Origin of the sequence: Phyllobacterium chamaecytisi (assembly GCF_020164455.1) — a bacterium.
Lineage (GTDB): Bacteria > Pseudomonadota > Alphaproteobacteria > Rhizobiales > Rhizobiaceae > Phyllobacterium > Phyllobacterium chamaecytisi.
In genome coordinates this window covers 78,977-98,701 of the sequence record NZ_JAIQWW010000009.1, presented here as the reverse complement: position 1 = coordinate 98,701, position 19,725 = coordinate 78,977, and the positions used below count along the sequence as shown (strand labels likewise).

General features: G+C 57.3%; 17 protein-coding genes and 2 pseudogenes. 17 read left to right on the top strand and 2 right to left on the bottom strand.

Annotated features, from left to right (window positions below; all coding sequences use genetic code 11):
* Positions 1–46: 46 nt before the first annotated feature.
* Genes LB462_RS15630 through glcF form a run of 3 tightly spaced genes read left to right on the top strand, consistent with a single transcriptional unit; the run spans position 47 to position 3,967 of the window.
* The gene (locus tag LB462_RS15630; protein ID WP_224509596.1) at positions 47–1,501 is read left to right on the top strand and encodes an FAD-binding oxidoreductase; all 1,455 of its coding nucleotides are present in this window, start codon (positions 47–49) and stop codon (positions 1,499–1,501) included.
* Positions 1,501–2,658, top strand: a complete 1,158-nt coding sequence (locus tag LB462_RS15625) for an FAD-binding protein (protein ID WP_224509592.1) — start codon at positions 1,501–1,503, stop codon at positions 2,656–2,658. The genes LB462_RS15630 and LB462_RS15625 overlap by 1 nt, the downstream gene beginning before the upstream one ends.
* Before the next feature lies 1 nt (position 2,659).
* Positions 2,660–3,967 (top strand): glycolate oxidase subunit GlcF, encoded by a 1,308-nt coding sequence (glcF, locus tag LB462_RS15620; protein ID WP_224509589.1) that lies wholly within the window; start codon positions 2,660–2,662, stop codon positions 3,965–3,967.
* Between the two features lie 45 nt (positions 3,968–4,012).
* Here the strand turns inward: glcF and LB462_RS15615 are convergent.
* A pseudogene (locus LB462_RS15615) lies at positions 4,013–4,198 on the bottom strand (IclR family transcriptional regulator domain-containing protein); the annotation flags it as partial.
* A 593-nt stretch (positions 4,199–4,791) separates the two neighbouring features.
* Here LB462_RS15615 and LB462_RS15610 point away from each other — a divergent pair.
* Positions 4,792–5,478, top strand: coding sequence for an Ldh family oxidoreductase (locus LB462_RS15610; RefSeq protein ID WP_370637186.1), 687 nt, complete (start codon positions 4,792–4,794; stop codon positions 5,476–5,478).
* A 477-nt stretch (positions 5,479–5,955) separates the two neighbouring features.
* Here the strand turns inward: LB462_RS15610 and LB462_RS31795 are convergent.
* Positions 5,956–7,123 (bottom strand): annotated as a pseudogene (locus LB462_RS31795) (IS110 family RNA-guided transposase).
* A 168-nt stretch (positions 7,124–7,291) separates the two neighbouring features.
* Here LB462_RS31795 and LB462_RS15595 point away from each other — a divergent pair.
* From LB462_RS15595 to LB462_RS15535, 13 genes are all read left to right on the top strand, one after another.
* A complete protein-coding gene (locus LB462_RS15595; RefSeq protein WP_370637184.1) occupies positions 7,292–8,203 on the top strand; it encodes an aldose epimerase family protein in 912 nt (303 codons plus the stop codon).
* Positions 8,204–8,341: 138 nt separating this feature from the next.
* A complete protein-coding gene (locus LB462_RS15590) occupies positions 8,342–9,988 on the top strand; it encodes an IclR family transcriptional regulator domain-containing protein (RefSeq protein ID WP_224509581.1) in 1,647 nt (548 codons plus the stop codon).
* 9 nt (positions 9,989–9,997) lie between these two features.
* On the top strand, positions 9,998–11,113 hold the full coding sequence (locus LB462_RS15585) for a mandelate racemase/muconate lactonizing enzyme family protein (RefSeq protein WP_224509579.1): 1,116 nt from the start codon (positions 9,998–10,000) through the stop codon (positions 11,111–11,113).
* A 178-nt stretch (positions 11,114–11,291) separates the two neighbouring features.
* A complete protein-coding gene (locus LB462_RS15580) occupies positions 11,292–12,317 on the top strand; it encodes an NAD-dependent epimerase/dehydratase family protein (RefSeq protein ID WP_224509576.1) in 1,026 nt (341 codons plus the stop codon).
* A gap of 36 nt (positions 12,318–12,353) precedes the next feature.
* Complete coding sequence (locus LB462_RS15575) at positions 12,354–13,085, top strand: RraA family protein (RefSeq protein WP_224509574.1); 732 nt, start codon at positions 12,354–12,356, stop codon at positions 13,083–13,085.
* Positions 13,086–13,088: 3 nt separating this feature from the next.
* Positions 13,089–13,562: a nuclear transport factor 2 family protein gene (locus LB462_RS15570; protein WP_224509571.1), complete on the top strand. Its 474-nt coding sequence runs from the start codon at positions 13,089–13,091 to the stop codon at positions 13,560–13,562.
* Between the two features lie 9 nt (positions 13,563–13,571).
* Positions 13,572–13,862 (top strand): YciI family protein, encoded by a 291-nt coding sequence (locus LB462_RS15565; RefSeq protein WP_224509567.1) that lies wholly within the window; start codon positions 13,572–13,574, stop codon positions 13,860–13,862.
* A 17-nt stretch (positions 13,863–13,879) separates the two neighbouring features.
* Entirely contained in the window at positions 13,880–15,313 is a 1,434-nt protein-coding gene (locus tag LB462_RS15560; RefSeq protein ID WP_224509565.1) for an aldehyde dehydrogenase family protein, read from the top strand.
* A 13-nt stretch (positions 15,314–15,326) separates the two neighbouring features.
* On the top strand, positions 15,327–16,130 hold the full coding sequence (locus LB462_RS15555; protein ID WP_224509562.1) for a shikimate dehydrogenase family protein: 804 nt from the start codon (positions 15,327–15,329) through the stop codon (positions 16,128–16,130).
* Between the two features lie 174 nt (positions 16,131–16,304).
* The gene (locus tag LB462_RS15550; protein ID WP_224509559.1) at positions 16,305–17,114 is read left to right on the top strand and encodes a transporter substrate-binding domain-containing protein; all 810 of its coding nucleotides are present in this window, start codon (positions 16,305–16,307) and stop codon (positions 17,112–17,114) included.
* Positions 17,104–18,183, top strand: a complete 1,080-nt coding sequence (locus LB462_RS15545) for an Ldh family oxidoreductase (RefSeq protein WP_224509556.1) — start codon at positions 17,104–17,106, stop codon at positions 18,181–18,183. The genes LB462_RS15550 and LB462_RS15545 overlap by 11 nt, the downstream gene beginning before the upstream one ends.
* A 28-nt stretch (positions 18,184–18,211) precedes the next feature.
* Complete coding sequence (locus LB462_RS15540; protein WP_224509553.1) at positions 18,212–19,009, top strand: transporter substrate-binding domain-containing protein; 798 nt, start codon at positions 18,212–18,214, stop codon at positions 19,007–19,009.
* A 30-nt stretch (positions 19,010–19,039) separates the two neighbouring features.
* Positions 19,040–19,723: an amino acid ABC transporter permease gene (locus LB462_RS15535; RefSeq protein WP_224509550.1), complete on the top strand. Its 684-nt coding sequence runs from the start codon at positions 19,040–19,042 to the stop codon at positions 19,721–19,723.
* Positions 19,724–19,725: the final 2 nt, after the last annotated feature.

The window sequence follows — 19,725 nt, the reverse complement described above, 5'->3', positions numbered from 1 at the left end:
CGGCGGCGCCCCTTATTGTTGAATTTACCTTGAGGAAGAGATTCCAATGCCGACGATAGCCATGCCAGAGCCGGACCTTGGTATTCTTGCCAGAGCATCACAAATTATCGAGCGTCTAACAGCTGTGGTCTCCGCCGAGGCCGTCATCTCGGACCCTCAGGAAACACGCGCTTACGAGTGTGATGCATTGGCCGCGTATCGTTGTCCGCCGCTTGCCGTGGTGTTGCCGCGGAACACGGAAGAGGTCTCAGCGGCTATGAAGGTTTGCCATGAAATGGGTGTGCCGGTGATCCCGAGAGGCGCTGGCACATCGCTTGCGGGCGGCGCATTGCCGACGGCCGACAGCGTGGTTATCGGCATTATGCGCTTGCGCGACATTCTGGAGATCGACACAGCCAACCGCTTTGTTCGCGTCCAGACAGGCGTCACTAATCTGTCGGTAAGCGCGGAACTGGAGGCATCAGGGTTTTTCTATGCACCGGATCCCTCCTCTCAGCTCGCGTGCACCATCGCCGGGAATATCGCGATGAATTCCGGCGGCGCGCACTGCCTCAAATATGGTGTGACCACAAACAACCTAATGGGTCTCCGGATGGTCATGGCCAGTGGGGAGGTCGTCGATCTCGGTGGCCCTTTGTTAGGAAGCGGAGGTCTCGACATTCTTGGCGTGCTGTGCGGTTCTGAGGGGCAGCTTGGAATCGTTACCGAGGCGACCTTGCGCATTCTTCCGAAACCGGAAGGCGCGCGTCCGATACTAATTGGGTTTGACAGCGCCGAGACGGCTGGCGAGTGCGTAGCGCGCATCATCCGGTCCGGGCTGCTGCCAGTCGCAATCGAATACATGGACGACGTCTGTCTTCGCGCCGTCGACGCTTTTGCGAACGCCGGATATCCAAAATGCGCAGCCGTTCTGATTGTCGAAGTGGAGGGCTCCGAGGATGAAGTCCTTTACCAGATCGAGCGAATTCGCCAGGTCGCCGAAGAGCTCAAACCCGTGGAGTTTCGCACCAGCCGCAACGCGGATGAATCCCTTGCCATCTGGAAAGGCCGCAAGTCGGCCTTTGGCGCGATGGGAAGGCTCGGCGATTATCTGTGCCTCGATGGAACCGTTCCCGTCTCGAAGCTTCCTTCCACGCTGAAGCGCATCGGCGAGCTTTCCAAGGATTACGGCCTGGAGGTTGCCAATGTCTTCCACGCCGGCGACGGCAATATGCATCCTCTGATTCTGTTCAATGCCAATGCGCCCGGCGAACTGGAGCGGGCCGAAGCCTTTGGAGCCGATATCCTCCGGCTCTGCGTCGACGTTGGAGGATGTCTCACCGGAGAGCATGGAGTGGGGATCGAGAAGCGCGATCTGATGACCAAGCAATATTCAGCTGATGATCTGGCGATCCAAATGGAAATCAAGAGCGTCTTTGATCCAGACTGGCTGCTCAATTCGACTAAGGTTTTTCCCCTCGAAGCAAGTAAGCCATACAGGGACAAGGCGGTGAGGGGCTGATGAGCATCGACGAGTCAGCAATCAAGGCCCTGCCTTACCCCGTGAGTCCGGCAGACGAAGCCGAGCTCGCAGCTTTCGTTGGCGAAAGCCATGCACGAGCAACACCGATGTGCATTGCCGGGGGCGGGACGCGGGTTCAGCCGGGGTCCGTCGAAGCGGAGCACATGGTTACGACCCGCAATATGTCCGGCATCGTAACCTATGAGCCGGGCGCGTTGACGCTGATCGCGCGCGCGGGCACTCCCTTGCAGGAGGTGGAAGATGTCCTTGCGGAAGAAGGGCAGACCCTGGCATTCGAACCAATGGACCACAGGGAGATTCTCGGTTCGATAGGAACACCGACGGTCGGCGGAATGGTATCCGCCAATGTCTCGGGGCCACGTCGGATCCAGGCCGGAGCGTGCAGGGATCACCTTCTCGGTGTCAGATTCGTCGATGGTCGTGGCCGAACAATCAAGAACGGCGGCCGCGTGATGAAAAATGTCACTGGGCTCGACCTCGGCAAGCTCCTTTGCGGCAGCTATGGCACTCTGGGCGTTCTGACAGAGGTGGCGTTGAAGACGCTGCCTCTAGCGGAAACAGAAAAGAGCCTGAGAATCGCCGGCGTCACTCCTCGTGAGGCGCTTGAAGTCTTTGTCGCCGCGCTTGCTACTTCGTTCGAAGTCTCCGGAGCTGCCTTCCACGCGGGCACCGCATGGTTGAGGGTCGAAGGTTTCGAGGCACAGGTCGACTATCGCGTGGGCCGGCTCAAGGAGCTGCTCTTTGATCGGGAAATCGATGTCGTCGCCCATGCCGCCAGCCGGAGCGTGTGGCGCGACCTACGCAACGTAAAGCATCTCGCAGCTTCGGAACATGCAATCTGGCGGATATTGGTCAAACCGACTGACGCGCCGGACGTGATGGAGGCGCTAGATCAACTCGGTGGAGAGGCTTCCGTAGACTGGGGCGGGGGTCTGGTCTGGTTTTCTGGAGCGGCTCCAAGCGTGGCCGTTCGTAGAGCGGTGGGAGCGGGCCGGGCGATACTGTTGCGATGTGGCTCGCTGCCTGCCGCTGACCTCTTCCCAGCCGAAAACAGTGCTGTGGCCCAGATATCGGCAGCACTGCGCAAAACATTCGATCCCGCCGGGATCTTCAATCCTGGTCTTATGGGCAATTGAAATGCAGACGAAGTTTAGCGAAGCACAACTTGCCGACCCAGCTACCAAGCGATCTAACGAGATCTTGCGATCCTGCGTCCACTGCGGTTTCTGCACGGCCACATGTCCGACATACAAAGTGCTCGGCGACGAACTCGATAGTCCCCGCGGACGCATCTACCTGATCAAGGACATGTTGGAGAACAACAGAAAACCGGATGAAAAGACGGTGATGCACATCGACCGGTGCCTGAGTTGCCTCAGCTGCATGACGACCTGTCCGTCCGGCGTTCACTACATGCACCTTGTCGATCACGCTCGCGCCTACATCGAGCGGAACTACAAGCGCCGATGGGACGAAAGAGCACTTAGGTGGCTCCTCTCGAAGATTCTGCCCTATCCCGATCGGTTTCGCTTTGCGCTCTTAGGGGCCAAGCTCGTCCGCTCGTTCAGGAAATTTGTTCCGGATGCTCGGCTCCGGGCGATGCTGGAAATGGTCCCGGACCGCATACCACCCGCGAGCAGGAATGATCGTCCGCAATGGTTTCTTGCTGAGGGACAGCGGATCAAACGCGTTGCTCTTCTCACGGGCTGCGCACAACGCGCTCTCAACACCGACATCAATGATGCGACTATCAGATTGTTAAGACGGCATGGCTGCGAGGTAGTCATTCCGGAGGGAATTGGTTGCTGCGGCGCGCTGACCCATCATATGGGTAAGACTGATGACAGCCATGCGATGGCCGCTGCCAACATCCGTGCGATCGTCGCAGAGCTTGATGGCAAGGGGCTTGATGCAGTAGTCATCAATACTTCTGGCTGCGGGACAACCGTTAAAGACTATGCTCACATGTTTCGCAACGACCCACTGGCCGCCAACGCCGGCCGCGTTGCAGCTCTCGCGAAGGACATTTCCGAGATGATCGCCGATATAGGGTTGAGGGACGCTTCGCACGCCGAGCCGCTGCGTGTCGCCTATCATGCGGCTTGTTCTTTGCAGCATGGCCAGCAGATCCGCTCGGCTCCAAAGGATCTGCTCAAAGCTGCCGGGTTCCAGGTGGTTGAGCCCCGTGACAGCCACATCTGCTGCGGATCGGCCGGCACTTATAATCTGCTGCAGCCGGCAGTATCGGCCGAGCTCAAGACGCGCAAGGTCGCGACACTTGAGGCGACGCAGCCACAGGTGATCAGCGCCGGAAATATTGGCTGTATGATGCAAATCGGATCGGCAACCGGCATACCGGTGGTTCACACAGTGGAACTTCTCGATTGGGCAACAGGCGGGCCCATGCCACAGCCTCTGGCTGAAAAGCCCGAATTGTCGGTTTGAAAAACTGCCCGCTTGAATATCATGGGGCGCCAATGCGGCGGGGTACTATGCTTGCCACGCGCTTACACGTTCCCCGATCTGGTGCACGTCAGCGTCGGAGATGCCTGCCACGGCCCCTCCGCGCGCATTGAGGATCGGCGCCGCAACACATCGCATTCCCCAGGTGCGTTCCTCGTCGTCGAACGCATGGCCTCTTTTCCGCGTTCTCTGCAATTCCTCACGCAACCGTTCGCAGGAGCGGACAGTGTTCTCGCTGAACCGCTCGGGGTCTCTTTTCTTGAAGAGAGCCCGTCTTCGTCATAGGTGCTGAGAACTCTGTCGCATTTGCACTTAACTGGGGTCTTCCTCAATCTGTGTGGTGCTTGGTCTGATCAACTGCCCGAAATCATTTCTCCCCATGCAAGCCGGACATGTCGGGGTTGCTGAATTCATTGAGCTTTTTGCTCACCGCAGTGGAAGAACGCTTGATGAAGCGTCCTAACATTCCAGTCAGCGACCACACGATTCCGCATAGCTGAAGCGCCGTGTCACCACGCTCGGTACTAGGAGACTACTCGGGTTGGGGGCTATAGATGACCGGAACTGGCCCAAGGGCTCTAGCTAAGGGCAATCGTAGCGGATTTGGAACGGCCAAGGTTGTTAATGTGCTGCCAGATCCCGGCTGAGCCAGCTGGTTCGCAAACACCACACAGATTGAGGAAGACCCGTTTAATTATAGAAAGTTGAACGAGGACTTTAATACCGCTGATATTTTGGCCCGACTTCGAAGTCGCGTTTTCCAAATCGTTGTAGTTCACCCTGGAAATTCCGCTTTCGTCCGATCTGTGAGCAATAGCCAAGAGGAGCAGCAGGGCAGCGGTAAGGTTTGCTCCCTACCCTCGGTCCGCAACGAGATCGCCCACAATCTGGCGGGCGAGAACGTGACGCAAGGCTACAGCAGCTCCGGTCGCTTTTCATGGCCGAAGCCAGCGGCGAGGCGTGGCTACTTGACGCTCATGATGGTGACGGATCCTGGCGTCGCTTCGGTTGCTCCCTTTGGGGGATGCGACCCAATGTTGGCATCAAACCCAGTCGCTGCCGGTATCCCGACACTCGGCAATCCGATCCTGATCGATCAGCACACATCTCTCGTGTCAAATGCACAGGTTCGATCGGCAGATAAATCGAAGCCGCGGCCCGGTAATTGGATCGTCGCTAAAAAGGGGTGGCCGACCAACGATCCAGCGGCGCTGCCTGAGGGTCCGCCGGGCACGATCATGCCGCTTGGCGGCGAAGACTTCGGCTACAAGGGCTTCGGTTTCGGCATCATGGTGGAAGCTTTTGCACTGGCGCTGTCGGGACACGGTCGATTTACACCAAAGCAGCGCGGTGCACAGGGAGTCTTTCTTCAGTTTATCGACCCGTCGTCCTTCTCGGGGCGGGGGGCTTTTCTTCAAGAAACTACGGATTTCGTGCGGTGGTGCAAAGAAAGTCGCGTGGCCGAGGGTAGTCGGCGTTCGGCTGCTAGGTGAGCGGGCCGTGGCTGAAAAGACTCGCCAATTGAGAGAAGGATTGGATGTCGATGTGCCCTTTGGGACCGATTATCGAATCGGAGCGTGGATTCGAGGAGAATGTGCTGGGCACGTTTTGACAGGATTTGTTGCATCGCAAGAACCGTCGGGCTGTACTTGTATGGGGAGTGTGTTTGTCAACGATCTTTTTGCATCTAGTTTCATCCTTTTCGATTTGAGGGCTGGGCGATTCACGATGATACCGAGGGGAGCCTGCGAGTGGCGAGACAATGCTCTCGCGTACTTGTATGCGGCGGGTGCTCAGACCCAGCCATGATGCAGTAATGCGCATCGCGAGCAAGGCTCCGGGGCGGCGGGACCATTCTTAATCACGGTGCAAAGCCCATGTACAGCGCCGGTACGCCACCACCTCGGATCGTTGGGAGCCCGGCGCAGTTGGCGCATCAGGCCCCGATAGGTTGGTCTTCTCCTTCTTTTCTATGCAGCCGCACGCAATGCGACGCCCTGCGGGATCTCGCCCATGGTGGCCATGCGCCAGAGCGCGATGAGCAGACGGCGCGCCAGCGCCACGATCATGGTCTTGCGTGTGCCGCCGCGACCATCCTCGGTCCGCTTCTGGAACCATTGCGCCAGGGCGCTGTCCTGCTGGAAGCGGAGAAAGCGCCAGGCCAGCTGGATCATGCCGCGCCGCACCCGGGCATTGCCGGCTCGTGAGAGACCCCGCTCGCGCCGGCGTGCCCCGCTCTCGTCCGGAGAGCCGGTGAGGCCGGCATAGCGCGCGACCGCCTTTCGATCGCGAAGCTGGCGGGACAGAATCTCGTTGACGAGCATGTCCGCGGTCTCGATGCCAACGCCGATGACACTGGCGATCAGGCGAACCATCGCGTGAGGTCCATTCTCACCAGCTGCGGCCGCCTCCAGCTTGCCCAGCCGTTCCTGCTCGATGGCCTTGATCTGTTCACGCACCAGACGCAGACGCGCCATGTCACGGCGGAACTCGGCCTGGGTGTTTTCAGGAAGAGGAGCTCCTTCCGCCGTCCGCAGTACGGCAAGCTTCTGCTCTGCTTTGCGTAACGTCGGATTGAACCCGCGAATTCCCAGGCGCGAGCGTCGCTCGCATGCGATTGACGATGCGCGTGCGATCGCCCACCAGCTTTTCCCGCTCGCGGTTTGGCCGCTTGGCGTCTTCTTCTTCGATGGTTGGAATGGCCGCCATGTTGCAGTGGCGTTTTTCTCCGCGCAGCCAGCCAAGGAAAGCGCGCATCAGCAGCTCGGTGTCGAGGCGGTCGGTCTTCGCACGCCGGTGTTCACGCGACACGGCCACGCTCGACGGATGGATGACGTAGGCTTCGATATCGCGGGCCCGCAGCCAGCGCGCCAACCAGAAGCCGTCGCGTCCGGCCTCGTAGGCGACGGCGATGCGCTTGATCGTGTGCCCGGCCTGGCCGGCTTCGTCGCGCCACCGATGCAACAGCTTCAGCAGCGCCTCCGCGTCGGCAGTGAGCTTCTTCAGAGGCTGGCGTTCGAGGCCGGGTACAACCGCGGCCACGAGCCAATTGGATTGACTCATCTCGATTACGACAATGACCGTGCTATCCTGATCAAGGGCGACGAGGGATTTGCTTGCGTCAAAAGATTGCGACATGGGGCGCTCCTTCGGTGGTCGTTTCGACAGCGCCAAAGGTGCCACACCTTCGCCGCTCGCCCCATAGCATCTTATTAGGGTGGCCGGCCTCGCGCCTCTCACATAGTGGGCAGCGCGTTGTCAATCTTATTGATCCGGAATTTTGCATCGCTAGTTTGAACCAGATTCATGCCCGAATTGGTTGGCGTGGTACGATTTTGGGGTACGAAGATGACCCGGTGCTTAGACAGCGGACAATCCTATTCTATATTGTCGCATGATCTCCGATCGACTTTCTCACCAGAGATGGGAGGGCGGCTTCTCGGTTTGACGTACGGCGATAGCATCGATATCGTTGTGCCTTTGGATCCGCACCGGTTCGATGTCTTGCATTGGCCACGCGCCGGAGCCTACCCACTGATACCCTACCATAACCGGCTCGCCGATGCCTCGATCAACGTCGACGGACGAGCCATACCCCTTCAGGCGCATCCCGCGGCCAAACCGAATACCTTGCATGGGCCCAGTCATAGTCGACCATGGCGTGTCCTAAGGCACGAGACAAACAGGTTTGCCATGGGGATAAATTATGATGCCGATTCGGATTGGCCATGGCACTTTCACGCATCGCAAGAATTTTTGGTTAAGGACAACGTCCTTACATTACGAATATCTTTGTCTAACCGGGATACCAAGTCGATGCCCGCAGGCTTCGGATGGCATCCGTATTTTGCTTCCACTCGCCCGGCTGACACGGATGCTGCGTTTCACTGGCCCCATGCGCATGACTATCTACCAGTTGGCAACCGTAATGTGATCACGGAACGCGAGGCGCTGGAACGGCAGCCAACTAGCTATCTGGACAGCTGGACCCAGGCGACCATTAGGTGCGCCGACGGCGTTCGGGTGACCATGACCGCGTCGGCGCCCCTGGATTATCTTGTAGTGCATCGCGGAGACATCGCCCACATCTGCGTGGAACCGGTGACTCACATCACTAATGCCTGGAACTTAGATGCCGATAAGAGCAGCACCGGAGCTCGCTTCCTGCAGCCTGGAGATACTCTGGCAGGTGAAATCAAAATCACTGTGACCCTGTAGGTCCCGATACAATTGGCACGTTCACGCCATCACATTTGCAAAATCTCAATATGTGGACATTCTGCTTGATAGCGGAGCGCTTTTGCGATCCCTCGTGTGGAATGACTTACATATTGAGCTTAAAAGCGAGGCATGCTGATGAATGAATTACAGTGGTCTTCAGATTTGATATCGCCGAAAAATGTCGCAGGAACAGCCCTGATCGGCAAGGCATGCGATATACTCGAAATCATCGGGCACTCTCCGGGGCTTCTTGGTCAGGCACAGCTGGCAGAGAAAACAGGAATCCCGCGGGCTACTTTGTATAGGATCCTTGCAGCCCTGATATCGCGCGGCCTGCTCAGGCAGGACCTGCTTAGCCAAAACTACACGCTCGGGTTCAGCTTCCTGGAACTTGCCCAAAACGCTTGGTCTTCTTCGGATCTGGCTTCCATTGCGTCGGTGGAACTGAGGCGGCTGCGCGATCTGACCGGCGAAACTTCTTACCTGGCCGTACAGGAAGGAAGCCATGTACTTGCGCTGGGACGTTTCGAAAGCGCGCATGACAAACGATCCAATGCAAAACTCGGCGCCTTGAAGCCGATGCATTGCACAAGCCAGGGCAAGGCAATTCTCTCACATCTGTCGGAAGCTCAGCTTGAGCACGTCCTGACGTCGGGACTCACCGCTTTTACCGATAATACGATCACGGACGTCGAACAGCTGAGAGCACATCTGGCGATCGTCCGGGCACGAGGTTATGCCATGGACGACGAGGAAATCGTTCTTGGAACACGTTGTGTCGGCGCCGCCATCCTTGATCCGGATGGCAAGCCGATTGCTGCGATCAGTGTCGCAGGACCGACGTTCCGCATGCATCCGGAACGTGCGGAGCAGTTGGGCAAGGAGTTGGCAGAGGCCGCAAAGCGGATTTCGAGCCAGCTCGCACCGTCGCTAAGAACATCGGCTCAGTATTCTGGTGACTGTAAGGTCTGGAGCCGCAACCCGGCCTTTATCGGATCAGCACCGCGGTGGGATGTGAGGACGCAGTCGATTTTCTGGGCGGACCTTCTCGCGCCTTCGATCAGGGTGGGGGGCAATATCGAGGATTTTGCCTCGTTGCACGCCCTATCGGAGAGGATCAATTCGCTTTGTCTGACGGAGAGCGGCTTTCTCTGCGCGGCTGGCTGTGACCTCCTGGCCGGCGATCGCAATGGCCTTCGTCAACGGTTCGCCGGAGTGGCAAACCTGTCAATCCGAGCGCTGCGCGCCAACCGCAATGGGCATATCTGGGCGGCGGGTTTTGATGCCGAAGCAAATAGCAGCAAGATTGGCCCCTGGTCCCGGGAGAACGGTCTTGAGCCTGTTTTCGATCTGGCGGGTGATGTCAGCGACATTGCTTTTGCCGGTGAATTGGGGCTGATGGTTGCGCAGGCAGTGCGTCAGAGCATATATCTGGTGGAGATCCCGAGCGGGCGTAAACGCAAGTTTGCCGATATACCAAAAGTCGCAGGGTCGCCCAGCGGGCTGGCGATCGACGAAGAGCTCAATCCCTGGGTTGGGCTCTCCGACGGATGGAGCATCATCAAGCTCAATGAAAATGGCGAGATCGAGCGAACCATCGCGCTTCCCGTTGCAAATCCAACGGGGATTGCATTCGGCGGAGCCAACCTTTCTGAAGTTTTTGTCACCAGTGCGCGAAGCGGTCTGTCGCGCGACAGCCTGACTAACGCGCCGCTTTCCGGGCAGTTGCTGTCGATCGATGTTGGCGAGCGCGGACTGCCTGATACTCTTGGAAAACTTTAAGAGGTCCCGATGCTCGAGGCAAATCCGCATGCCGAACTGCCAAAAATCATATCGCTGCAGACCCTTCCGGTGCGTATACCCTTTGTCGATGGGGGGGCTGGAACCGGTGGGACGCCAAGTCGATGGCATGTCTTCGATATGGTGCTGGTCCGTGTGGAGGACGACGAAGGCAACGTCGGTTGGGGCGAGGCGTTCGCTTACTTCTGCCTTGAAGCAGTAAAGTCTGCAGTTGATCGAATGATAGCACCATTTGTCGTGGGGCAAAGTATCAGCGATATTCCCGCATGGAACATCGACATCCAGAAAAAGCTTCACCTTTTTGGACGTTATGGCATCACACTTTTTGCGCTTTCGGGTGTTGATATCGCTCTTTGGGATCTGGCCGCGCGGCGCGCCCGAAAGCCACTTTGGATGCTGTTGGGCGCCGACGTGGCCGTCCAGCGTCGGGCCTACGCGAGCCTTGTTCGATACGGCAACGCCGATCTTGTCGCAGTGCAATGTCAGAAGGCGTTGGATCTCGGCTACAGGCACGTCAAGCTTCATGAGATCGCACCAGACGTCATTCGCCGAGCTCGCGAAGTCGTCGGACCGGATGTGCCCTTGATGGTTGACGCGAATTGCACATGGTCGGTCGAAGAGACGATCGCTCTTCGCAAAATCTTTGTGGAGTGTGATGTTCTGTGGGTCGAAGAGCCGATATTCCCGCCAGATGACTATACAGGGCTTGCAAGGATCGAAGGTCAGGGCATCGCGACCGGAGCCGGTGAGAATGCCTCAACGGTGTTCGACTTCGAGCGCGTGATCCAGTCTGTAACATATCCGCAGCCGAGCGTGACAAAGGTGGGCGGAATTTCGGAATTCATCAGCGTGTTAAAATCCTGCGCGCAGGCAGGCAAGATCGCCATGCCGCACACACCCTATTTTGGCCCTGGATATTTTGCGACGCTGGCAATGCTACCGCTGACGTCACCGCGCACCTTGGTTGAGTATCTTTTTGTTGAGCCCGAGGCTTGGCTGGCGGATACACCGCAGCCAGTCAACGGGTTGCTCAGCGCGGGCGATGATTTTGGCATCGGCTTCACACCGAACCCGGATGTTATGGCAAGATACGCCGCCAGTCTATAAGTCTCAATATGTGAGACGAAACTTGCGTGGCTTGGAAAGAATACTTTAACTGCCACTGTGTTTGGCGATAAAGTATTCTTGCCGGAACAAGAGTTTTCGGAGCGAGGATTTGAATCGTAATCCGCGCCGGGTTGATCTCACGATGTGATCCGCGCGGCACCACTGCAGGGATAAAGTCATGGAAATTTTCGTATCCGGCGCCACCGGTCGGGTAGGGGGCGTGTTGTCGGCTGCTCTGAAGGAGCGTGGCCACAACGTACGAACGATTGCCATTCCAAACGATCCGAATAAGGCAGCCACCGAGGCGGCAGGTGTCGTCTGCCACACAGGTAGCCTTGCTGATTATGACCACGTGGCTAAGGCCTTGGAGGGTGTAGAAGCCATTTTCCACATGGCTGCGGTCATCTCGTTCCAGCCGACTGCGAGGGACCTCCTTTGGGACGTAAATGTCGTCGGGACGTACAATGTTCTGCGCGCTGCTGCGATGGAGTCCCAAAAGCAGCATATTCGCATGGTTTTCGCCTCAAGCGATCAGGTCTACCCGACCCGGTTTGCGCGTTACCGTCCAACCGATGAAAACCACCCGAAGGAACCATACACATTCTATGGCATGACCAAGGTTCTCGGCGAGGATATGGTGAGGTTTTACCACCGGTCCGAGAAGAAACTTGATATCAGCACCGCGGTGTTCTCGCACACGGAGGCGGCCCGTGAACTCATCGATCCCAATGGCGAGTATGCCGGCCCGGCTTTCTATGTGAACAGCCGCGTGCGCAGCCTGAAAGCAAGCAGCACGCATCATGCTGGCGCTACCTCGAACTCCGAACTCACGCGGATCCTGTCGATCCTGGAGCCGTTGGTGAGTCCAGACGAACCATTGTTATTGCCGGTCGACGCCAATGGCATTGCGCATACCCAGGAGTTGGTCGATGTGCGTGACATCGTGCAGGGCCTGCTGCTGATCTTCGACAAGCCTGAAGCTATCGGAGAGACTTTCAACCTGGCGCCCGTTTCTGCTGTCAGCCTGGGCCAATTCATTCCCTATCTGGCGGAGAAGACCGGTCGCCGGTTTGTCGAGGCGAAGATACCGGTCGAACTCGGCAAGACGCATGGCAGCAGTGTGAAGGCCCGCTCGATCCTCGGCTTCGCGCCGAAATATTCGATGTTCGACATGGTCGACGAAGCAGTTGCGGCTGCCTCCTGACACCACTTTTCTGAAAACACCTAGAAAGACGCCTCTATGACCAAAATCTCCACCGAGACATTAGACAAGCTGAAGGCATGTTCTACGGCAACGCTCACCACACAGCTCTTCAAACGCAACTACCGTCAGCAGTTCCTCGTCGGACTATCGCCGCTCAACCCCAATGCTGGTTCCTTTGCCGGTGAGGCGTTTACCTTGCGTTTCATACCCTCGCGGGAAGACAAGGACTGGGACCTCGGTGACTTGAAGAAGCGCGGCGAGGACAACATGCAATGGGAGGCCGTCGAGATGATCGAAGCCGGTCAGGTGCTGGTAATCGACAGCCGCAACGATCCTCGGGCTGCGTCCGCTGGCAACATGCTAATGACGCGAATGATGCGAAAAGGCGTTACGGCCGCGATTACCGATGGTGCTTTCCGCGACGGTACGGAAATCTCGAAAATGCCGTTTCCGGCCTATTGCACGGCAAACACCGCATCAACACGTCCCGCCTATCACCGCGCCATCGACATGCAACTGCCGATCGGCTGCGCAGGGGTCGCCGTCTATCCAGGCGATATCGTGGTCGGAGACAGCGATGGTGTCGTGGTTATCCCTCGCTCGATTGCCGAGGAACTGGCGAATGATTCCTATGAGCAGGAAATGCGGGAAAAATTCCTGTTCACCAAGATCGATGCCGGTGCGCCGCTCTGGGGCACTTATCCTCCGAACGAAGAAACCCTGAAAGAATATGCCGATTGGCGCGCTCGCCAGAACGCAGCGGAGTAAGCTATGTCGGAGTTAACACCTGCGGCCAAGGCCGAAGCGCTTATTCGGCGGTATTTCCAAGCTTGCAACGACGCTGATCATCAAGGTCTGGTCGACAGCTTCACGAAAGATGGCGTCCATTATTTTCCGCCAGGTCTCCCCGGCGCGCCTTGGCGGGGCGCCAAGGCGATTGCTGATGGTTGGGTCTGGTGTGTGAAGAACATGGGGTCGCGCTGGACCATCGAAAAGGTGTTGACCTCTCAGGATGGCCGCGAAGCCGTGATCGAGTGGACCCACTGGAAGACCGCTATCGGCGAAGTGCTGCGCGGTGACGAGTGGTACATCTTAAACGAGGACATTACGCGGATCGTCGAGATCCGCGCATATTACGCATCGCCGGTGAACAAGGCCGAGCCGGTCAACAGGCTCCACGAGTTCGACTACGAGGCGCGGGGTTATGCCCTTGCGCCACCGTCGGCTGCGCCCAAAGTCGAATAGGAGTTTGCGATGCAGTTCACTCTGATCGCCCGCGACGATCCCGCTGCGGGTACGCTGGCGAAGCGTCTTGCGGCACGCGAGAGGCACATGGAACGGATTTATGCCATGAAGGCGGAAGGGTCGATCATTGATGGTGGCGCCCTTATCGATGACGACGGCAAGATGATTGGCTCGGTTGTGCTATGCGAGTTTCCGGATCGCGTTGCGCTTCAAGCTTATATCGACAGCGAAATCTACAAGGTCGATGGCGTTTGGAAGGACATTGAAGTCCTTCCTTTCCGCCGTGTTCAATGGCGATAGAACGGGATTGAAGAGAAATGACCACGCATCAGAATCTCATCGCCGGCGAATGGGTTGGTAGGGAGGCTTCCAAGAACGTCAGCCCGTCCGACACGAATGACATCGTAGGAATGTATGGGCAAGGAAGCGCCGAGGATGCCGGGCAGGCGATCGCTGCCGCCGAGGCCGCGTTTCCCGCATGGTCGCGCTCCGGCATCCTGGAGCGGCATTCGATTTTGAGGACGACCTCTGACGAGATCCTCGCTCGAAAAGATGAACTCGGTGCGCTTCTCGCTCGCGAAGAAGGCAAGGTACTGCCAGAAGCCATCGGTGAAACCATCAGGGCGGCGCAGATTTTCGATTTCTTCGCCGGTGAAGCGCTGCGCCTGGCTGGAGAAGTGCTCCCCTCGGCCCGCCCGGACATTGGCGTCGAGATCACCGGTGAACCGCTCGGCGTCATCGGAATTATCACGCCATGGAACTTCCCGATTGCTATTCCTGCCTGGAAGATCGCGCCTGCACTGTGCTACGGCAACACCATTGTTTTCAAACCGGCCGACCTCGTACCGGCTTGCGCCTGGGCCATCGTCGACATCCTGCACCGTGCAGGTCTGCCCAAGGGTGTTCTCAATCTTGTCATGGGTCGCGGTTCAGTCGTCGGTCAGGCCATGCTCGACAGCCGGGATCTCGCGGGCATCACCTTCACCGGCTCGACCGGCACAGGCCAGCGTGTTGCTGCGTCCTCGCTGCCGTTCAACCGCAAGTTCCAGTTGGAAATGGGCGGGAAGAACCCGTTTGTCGTCCTAGATGACGCCGATCTCGGTGTTGCCGTCGAAGCAGCAGCCAATTCCGGCTTCTTCTCCACGGGTCAGCGTTGCACCGCGTCGTCGCGTATGATCGTCACCCAAGGCATTCACGACAAGTTCGTTGCTGCCCTGACCGAGCGCCTGTCCAAGGTGAATGTCGATAACGCGCTTCACAAGGAAACGCATATCGGGCCGGTTGTCGACGAAAAACAGCTTAAGCAGGACACCGATTACATCGAGATCGGCAAAGGAGAGGGAGCAAAGCTCGCCTTCGGCGGTAATCTGTTGAAGCGCAAGACGCCCGGTTTTTACCTCCAACCAGCACTGTTTACCGAAGCCACAAACGATATGCGCATCAGCCGCGAAGAGATTTTCGGACCCGTCGCGTCAGTCATTCGCGTCAAAGACTACGATGAAGCGCTCGCCGTTGCCAACGATACGCCATTCGGCCTGTCATCGGGGATTGCCACCACAAGCCTGAAGCATGCAACGCACTTCAAACGCAATTCGGAAGCCGGCATGGTCATGGTCAACCTGCCAACGGCCGGGGTCGATTTCCACGTGCCGTTCGGCGGTCGCAAGGCATCCTCCGTCGGTCCGCCTGAGCAGGGCAAGTATGCGAGCGAGTTCTTCACCGTCGTCAAGACGGCCTACACGTTGGCCTAGAAAGAATGCTACAATGGATGAGACGACGATCACCGGGAAAACCCGCGTTCACTTCCTGATTGGCTCGCCGATCGCCCAGGTTCTCGCGCCTGGCTGGCTTACCGAGCGAATGCGAAAGGCCAGTTACGACGGCATGCTGGTCCCCTTGCATATCGAAAAGGGCAATCTTGCCAGCGCATTGCCGGTGCTAAAGACCATGCCGAACGTCGACAGCATTCTTATCACGCTACCGCACAAATTCGAGGCTTCGTCCCATTGCGACCGCTTGTCAGATCGCGCCAAGGTTCTCGGCGCAATCAACGCGATGCGTCGTGAAAAGGATGGCAGCTGGTTTGGAGATAATTTTGATGGGGCAGGACTGATCGCCGGCATTTTGAAAGCCGGGTATCCTATCACGGGAAAGAGTGTTTTCATGGTCGGAGCCGGCGGCGCTGGATCATCCATCGCGGTCTCGATGCTTGAGGAAGGTGCTCGTCACCTCACTTTCCATGATATCAACCAAGCGAACCAGCAAACGCTTTTCGAAAAACTGAATGGCGTTTATCCCGGCAAGGTATCGGTATCGACGACAGTCCCAAAGGACTGCGATATTGTCCTAAACGCCACATCGGCAGGAATGGGAGCAACTGACCCCCTGCCAGTCGACACCTCGCAGCTTTCTGCCAACATGATTGCGGCTGATGTCATAACCGATCCCGTGCCCACACGATTTCTGGAACAAGCTGCAGAAATCGGCTGCTTTACCCGCGATGGGACGCACATGCTCGATGGTCAGATAGAGTTGCTGTTTAAGTTCATGCTCGAAAACGCCCGGTAAGCCGATCGACTTCGTTGGTCATCGGGTTGCCGCAGCGTCTTCTCCTACTCTCATCTGGGTAATTCTCACAAAGTGAGACACCAATTCGGGATGACGATAATAAAGCTTTAGTTCAACCACAACAAATTTTAACGTCTCAAAATATGAGAGCCGTTCGATCTGGGAGGACAAAAAATGGGTATTTCATCTCACAATGGAAAACGTGTATTTCTCGGTGCCGTATTGGCGTTGATCAGCCTGACATCCGGGGTAGCCCATGCGGATGCTTTGGCGAACATTGCCTCGAACGGCAAAATCCGGGTCTCAATCGATCCGGCCGCGCAGCCATACTCTTCGGTGGACGAGGCCGGTAAATATGCCGGATCCGAAGTCGAGATTGCCGCGAAATTGGCCAAAGACTGGAACGTTCAGCTGGAGCTGATCCCGACCTCTCCTGCAAATCGGATCCCTTACCTTGTTACCAATCGATCAGACATTGTGATTTCGACGCTTTCGATCACCGACGAACGCAAGAAGGTCATCGACTTTTCCAAACCCTACAGCGCGATCCAGATCGTCGTGGGTGCGCCAAAGACTGACATCATCTCGAAGCTGGAGGATCTTGTCGGGAAGCAGGTCGCGGTCACGCGTGGCAGCACGAACGATGCCGAGATCACCAAGCTTGCAATCCCTGGAACGAACATTGTCCGATTTGAAGATGACGCGACCTCAATTACAGCACTTTTGAGCGGCCAGGCCTCTTACTACGTCACGGCGCCGGCGTTGCTGACCACGGTCAATAAGAAGAACCCGTCCGCGGAAATCGAGCCGAAGATCGTTTTGAAAACGAACGTCACGGGCATTGGAGTCAAGAAGGGCGAAACTGCGCTTCAGGACAAGCTCAACCAGTGGATCAATACCAGCATCGGGGATGGCAGCCTCAATACCATTTACAAGCAGCATTTCGGCATCGATCTCCCACCGGAGGTGACGGATGCAAAATAACCTCAACAGACATAACAGCGACACGTCGGGTCGGTATGACGTTGATGCGGTACGCGCAGCAATCGAGAGACTATTTCTCTCAACCGGCATGGATGGCGATAAAGCCCGCGACGTAACCGAGTGCCTGCTTACGGCAGACATGATGGGGCACTCGACGCATGGTTTGGTCATCGCCCCTTGGTATCTGGATGAAATCCGAAGCGGCGGACTGCGTCTTGATGGAAGCTTCGAGCAGATCTCCGACCGCGGTGCCTGCGTGGCCTGGAATGGCCGGCGGCTCCCCGGCGCATGGCTTGTCAATCGCGCTATCGACTGCGTCCTGGAACGAGTTGCGCAATTCGGTGTCGTGACGATCACGATTGCCGAGGGCCATCATACTGGAGCGCTTGCGACTTATCTGCCGCGTCTGACCGAAAGGGGGCTCATGGTAATATTAGCCTGTTCGGGCCCTGCCTCCACCGGTGTTGCGCCCTATGGCGGTACCGTCGGACTATTCACCCCCAACCCGCTTTCTGCGGGAATTCCGACGCAGGACGATCCCATCCTTCTCGATATCAGCTGCTCGATCACGACGATCAAGCGGTCTGGGCAGCTGGCTCAGTCAGGGCGACCGTATCCGGGCGAATGGGCCCTCGATGCGGGGGGAAGACCGTCGACCGATCCTCAAGTCCTGTCGCATGGCGGGTCGCTGATGCCTGTCGGCGGCCTGGACCACGGCCACAAGGGTTATGCCATGGCTCTATTGGTTGAAGCCCTGACCCAGGGCCTATGCGGAGTCGGCCGCAAGGACCATCTCTCCGGCATTGCTATGAATACCTTCCTTCAGGTTATCGATCCTGCCGCATTCGGCGGATCGACCAACTTTCTGGATGAAACGACCTGGCTCACGAACGCGTGCCACGCCAATCCGCCCAGGCCAGGGGTCGAGGCTGTGCGCGTTCCTGGCGATCGTGCACGGGCACGCGTGCAGGAGGCACGCGAATCCGGTGTCCACCTTGATGGGAGCATTGTGGACGGGCTTGCGCCACTATTTGCGCGGATCGGTGAAGAGTTCCCTGCATCTATGTAATTGCCAACATCAATCGGGAGGTTTGAAAATGCGCAAAGTCACAACTCTACTTGCGGCGCTAGCCATGATCGGCGCGTCTTTAAGCCACGCATTTGCGGAGGATACGCTCGCCAAGATCAAATCCGCGGGCACGATTCGGATCGCCATCGATCTCAGCGTACCGCCGTGGTCATTCAAAGACGACAGTCTCAATCCCACCGGATCAGAGGTCGAGGCCGCCAAACTGCTGGCGTCGGATCTCGGCGTGAAAATGGAGATCGTCAGCACCAATGGTGCGAACCGTCTACCCTATCTCATGCAGAACCGTGCCGATATAATCATGTCGGCGCTGTCGATCACGGATGAACGAAAGAAGACCATCGCGTTTTCGCTGCCTTACTCGGGCAATACGACCTCCGTTTTCGCGTCAAAAGATGTGCCCCTCAAGTCCTTCGCAGATTTGTCCGGTAAACGCATCGCCGTGACCCGCGGAACGACCAACGACGGTGATATTACAAAATCGGCTCCGTCTGATGCCGAAATTATCCGGTTTGAAGACGAGGCCACTACCATGACCGCCGTCGTTTCAAACCAGGTAGACATCGTTGCGATCGCGCAGTCGCTTGTAGATATCATCAACAAGAAAAACCCCGGCCTGAAGCTTGAGCCGAAACTGACGCTGCGTACCGCGACCATGGGCGTTGGCATGCGCAAGGATGATGTGGAGCTTAAAACCTGGATCGACCAATGGGTAAAAACCAACATTGCCAACGGCAAGCTGCCGGCAATCTACAAGAAATTCCAAGGCACCAACCTTCCCGAGGCAGTCTTCGCCGGATCGCAATGACTCCGAAGAGAGTGAGACTGAGAGCTATCCATGACCTATGAATTCGATTTTGCGGCTGTATTGGAATTTTGGCCCTTGTTTCTGCAAGGCATATGGACCACCCTTCGCCTAACTCTCTTCTCGACGGTGTTCGGAATTCTGATTGGAGCGTTATGTGCCTTGGTCAGAACTGGTGGCCCGGGGTGGGCGCGCGCAATCGTCGGGCTCTATGTGGAATTTATCCGCAACACACCGCTGCTGATCCAGTCCTATTTCCTGATTTTCGGCACAGCCAGTATGGGTTTGCGTCTCCCAATCCTCGTTGGCGCAACTATAGCCCTGACGGTCAATATCGGCGCCTACACGACCGAGATCGTTCGTGCGGGGATCGAATCCATTCATCGCGGCCAGCTTGAAGCTGCCGAATGCCTCGGACTTTCCAAGGTCCAGACGTATCTTCACATCATCATTCGTCCTGCGCTGGAGCGGGTCTATCCCGCTTTGGCCAGCCAGTATGTCCTCCTGATGCTGGCCTCAAGCATTCTGTCGTCTGTCGGGGTGGAAGAGCTTTTTGGCATGTCCAACCGAATCCAAAGCGACACGTTCCGCAATTTCGAGGTCTTCGTGGTTCTCGGCGTCCTTTATCTCATCCTCGCTGTGGTCGTGCGAGCTGCCTTCTCGCTACTGGGTCTTGCCCTGTTCCCGCGCCGACGCAAGCTCGGCACGTCGCTGTGAGA

Excerpts from the sequence above, each read along its gene's own strand:
- LB462_RS15630 (WP_224509596.1), top strand. The coding sequence starts at position 47 with ATGCCGACGATAGCCATGCCAGAGCCGGACCTTGGTATTCTTGCCAGA.
- glcF (WP_224509589.1), top strand. The coding sequence starts at position 2,660 with ATGCAGACGAAGTTTAGCGAAGCACAACTTGCCGACCCAGCTACCAAG.
- LB462_RS15540 (WP_224509553.1), top strand. The coding sequence starts at position 18,212 with ATGCGCAAAGTCACAACTCTACTTGCGGCGCTAGCCATGATCGGCGCG.
- LB462_RS15585 (WP_224509579.1), top strand. The coding sequence starts at position 9,998 with ATGCTCGAGGCAAATCCGCATGCCGAACTGCCAAAAATCATATCGCTG.
- LB462_RS15580 (WP_224509576.1), top strand. The coding sequence starts at position 11,292 with ATGGAAATTTTCGTATCCGGCGCCACCGGTCGGGTAGGGGGCGTGTTG.
- LB462_RS15575 (WP_224509574.1), top strand. The coding sequence starts at position 12,354 with ATGACCAAAATCTCCACCGAGACATTAGACAAGCTGAAGGCATGTTCT.
- LB462_RS15570 (WP_224509571.1), top strand. The coding sequence starts at position 13,089 with ATGTCGGAGTTAACACCTGCGGCCAAGGCCGAAGCGCTTATTCGGCGG.
- LB462_RS15560 (WP_224509565.1), top strand. The coding sequence starts at position 13,880 with ATGACCACGCATCAGAATCTCATCGCCGGCGAATGGGTTGGTAGGGAG.
- LB462_RS15565 (WP_224509567.1), top strand. The coding sequence starts at position 13,572 with ATGCAGTTCACTCTGATCGCCCGCGACGATCCCGCTGCGGGTACGCTG.
- LB462_RS15625 (WP_224509592.1), top strand. The coding sequence starts at position 1,501 with ATGAGCATCGACGAGTCAGCAATCAAGGCCCTGCCTTACCCCGTGAGT.
- LB462_RS15550 (WP_224509559.1), top strand. The coding sequence starts at position 16,305 with ATGGGTATTTCATCTCACAATGGAAAACGTGTATTTCTCGGTGCCGTA.
- LB462_RS15590 (WP_224509581.1), top strand. The coding sequence starts at position 8,342 with ATGAATGAATTACAGTGGTCTTCAGATTTGATATCGCCGAAAAATGTC.
- LB462_RS15535 (WP_224509550.1), top strand. The coding sequence starts at position 19,040 with ATGACCTATGAATTCGATTTTGCGGCTGTATTGGAATTTTGGCCCTTG.
- LB462_RS15595 (WP_370637184.1), top strand. The coding sequence starts at position 7,292 with ATGCCCGAATTGGTTGGCGTGGTACGATTTTGGGGTACGAAGATGACC.
- LB462_RS15545 (WP_224509556.1), top strand. The coding sequence starts at position 17,104 with ATGCAAAATAACCTCAACAGACATAACAGCGACACGTCGGGTCGGTAT.
- LB462_RS15555 (WP_224509562.1), top strand. The coding sequence starts at position 15,327 with ATGGATGAGACGACGATCACCGGGAAAACCCGCGTTCACTTCCTGATT.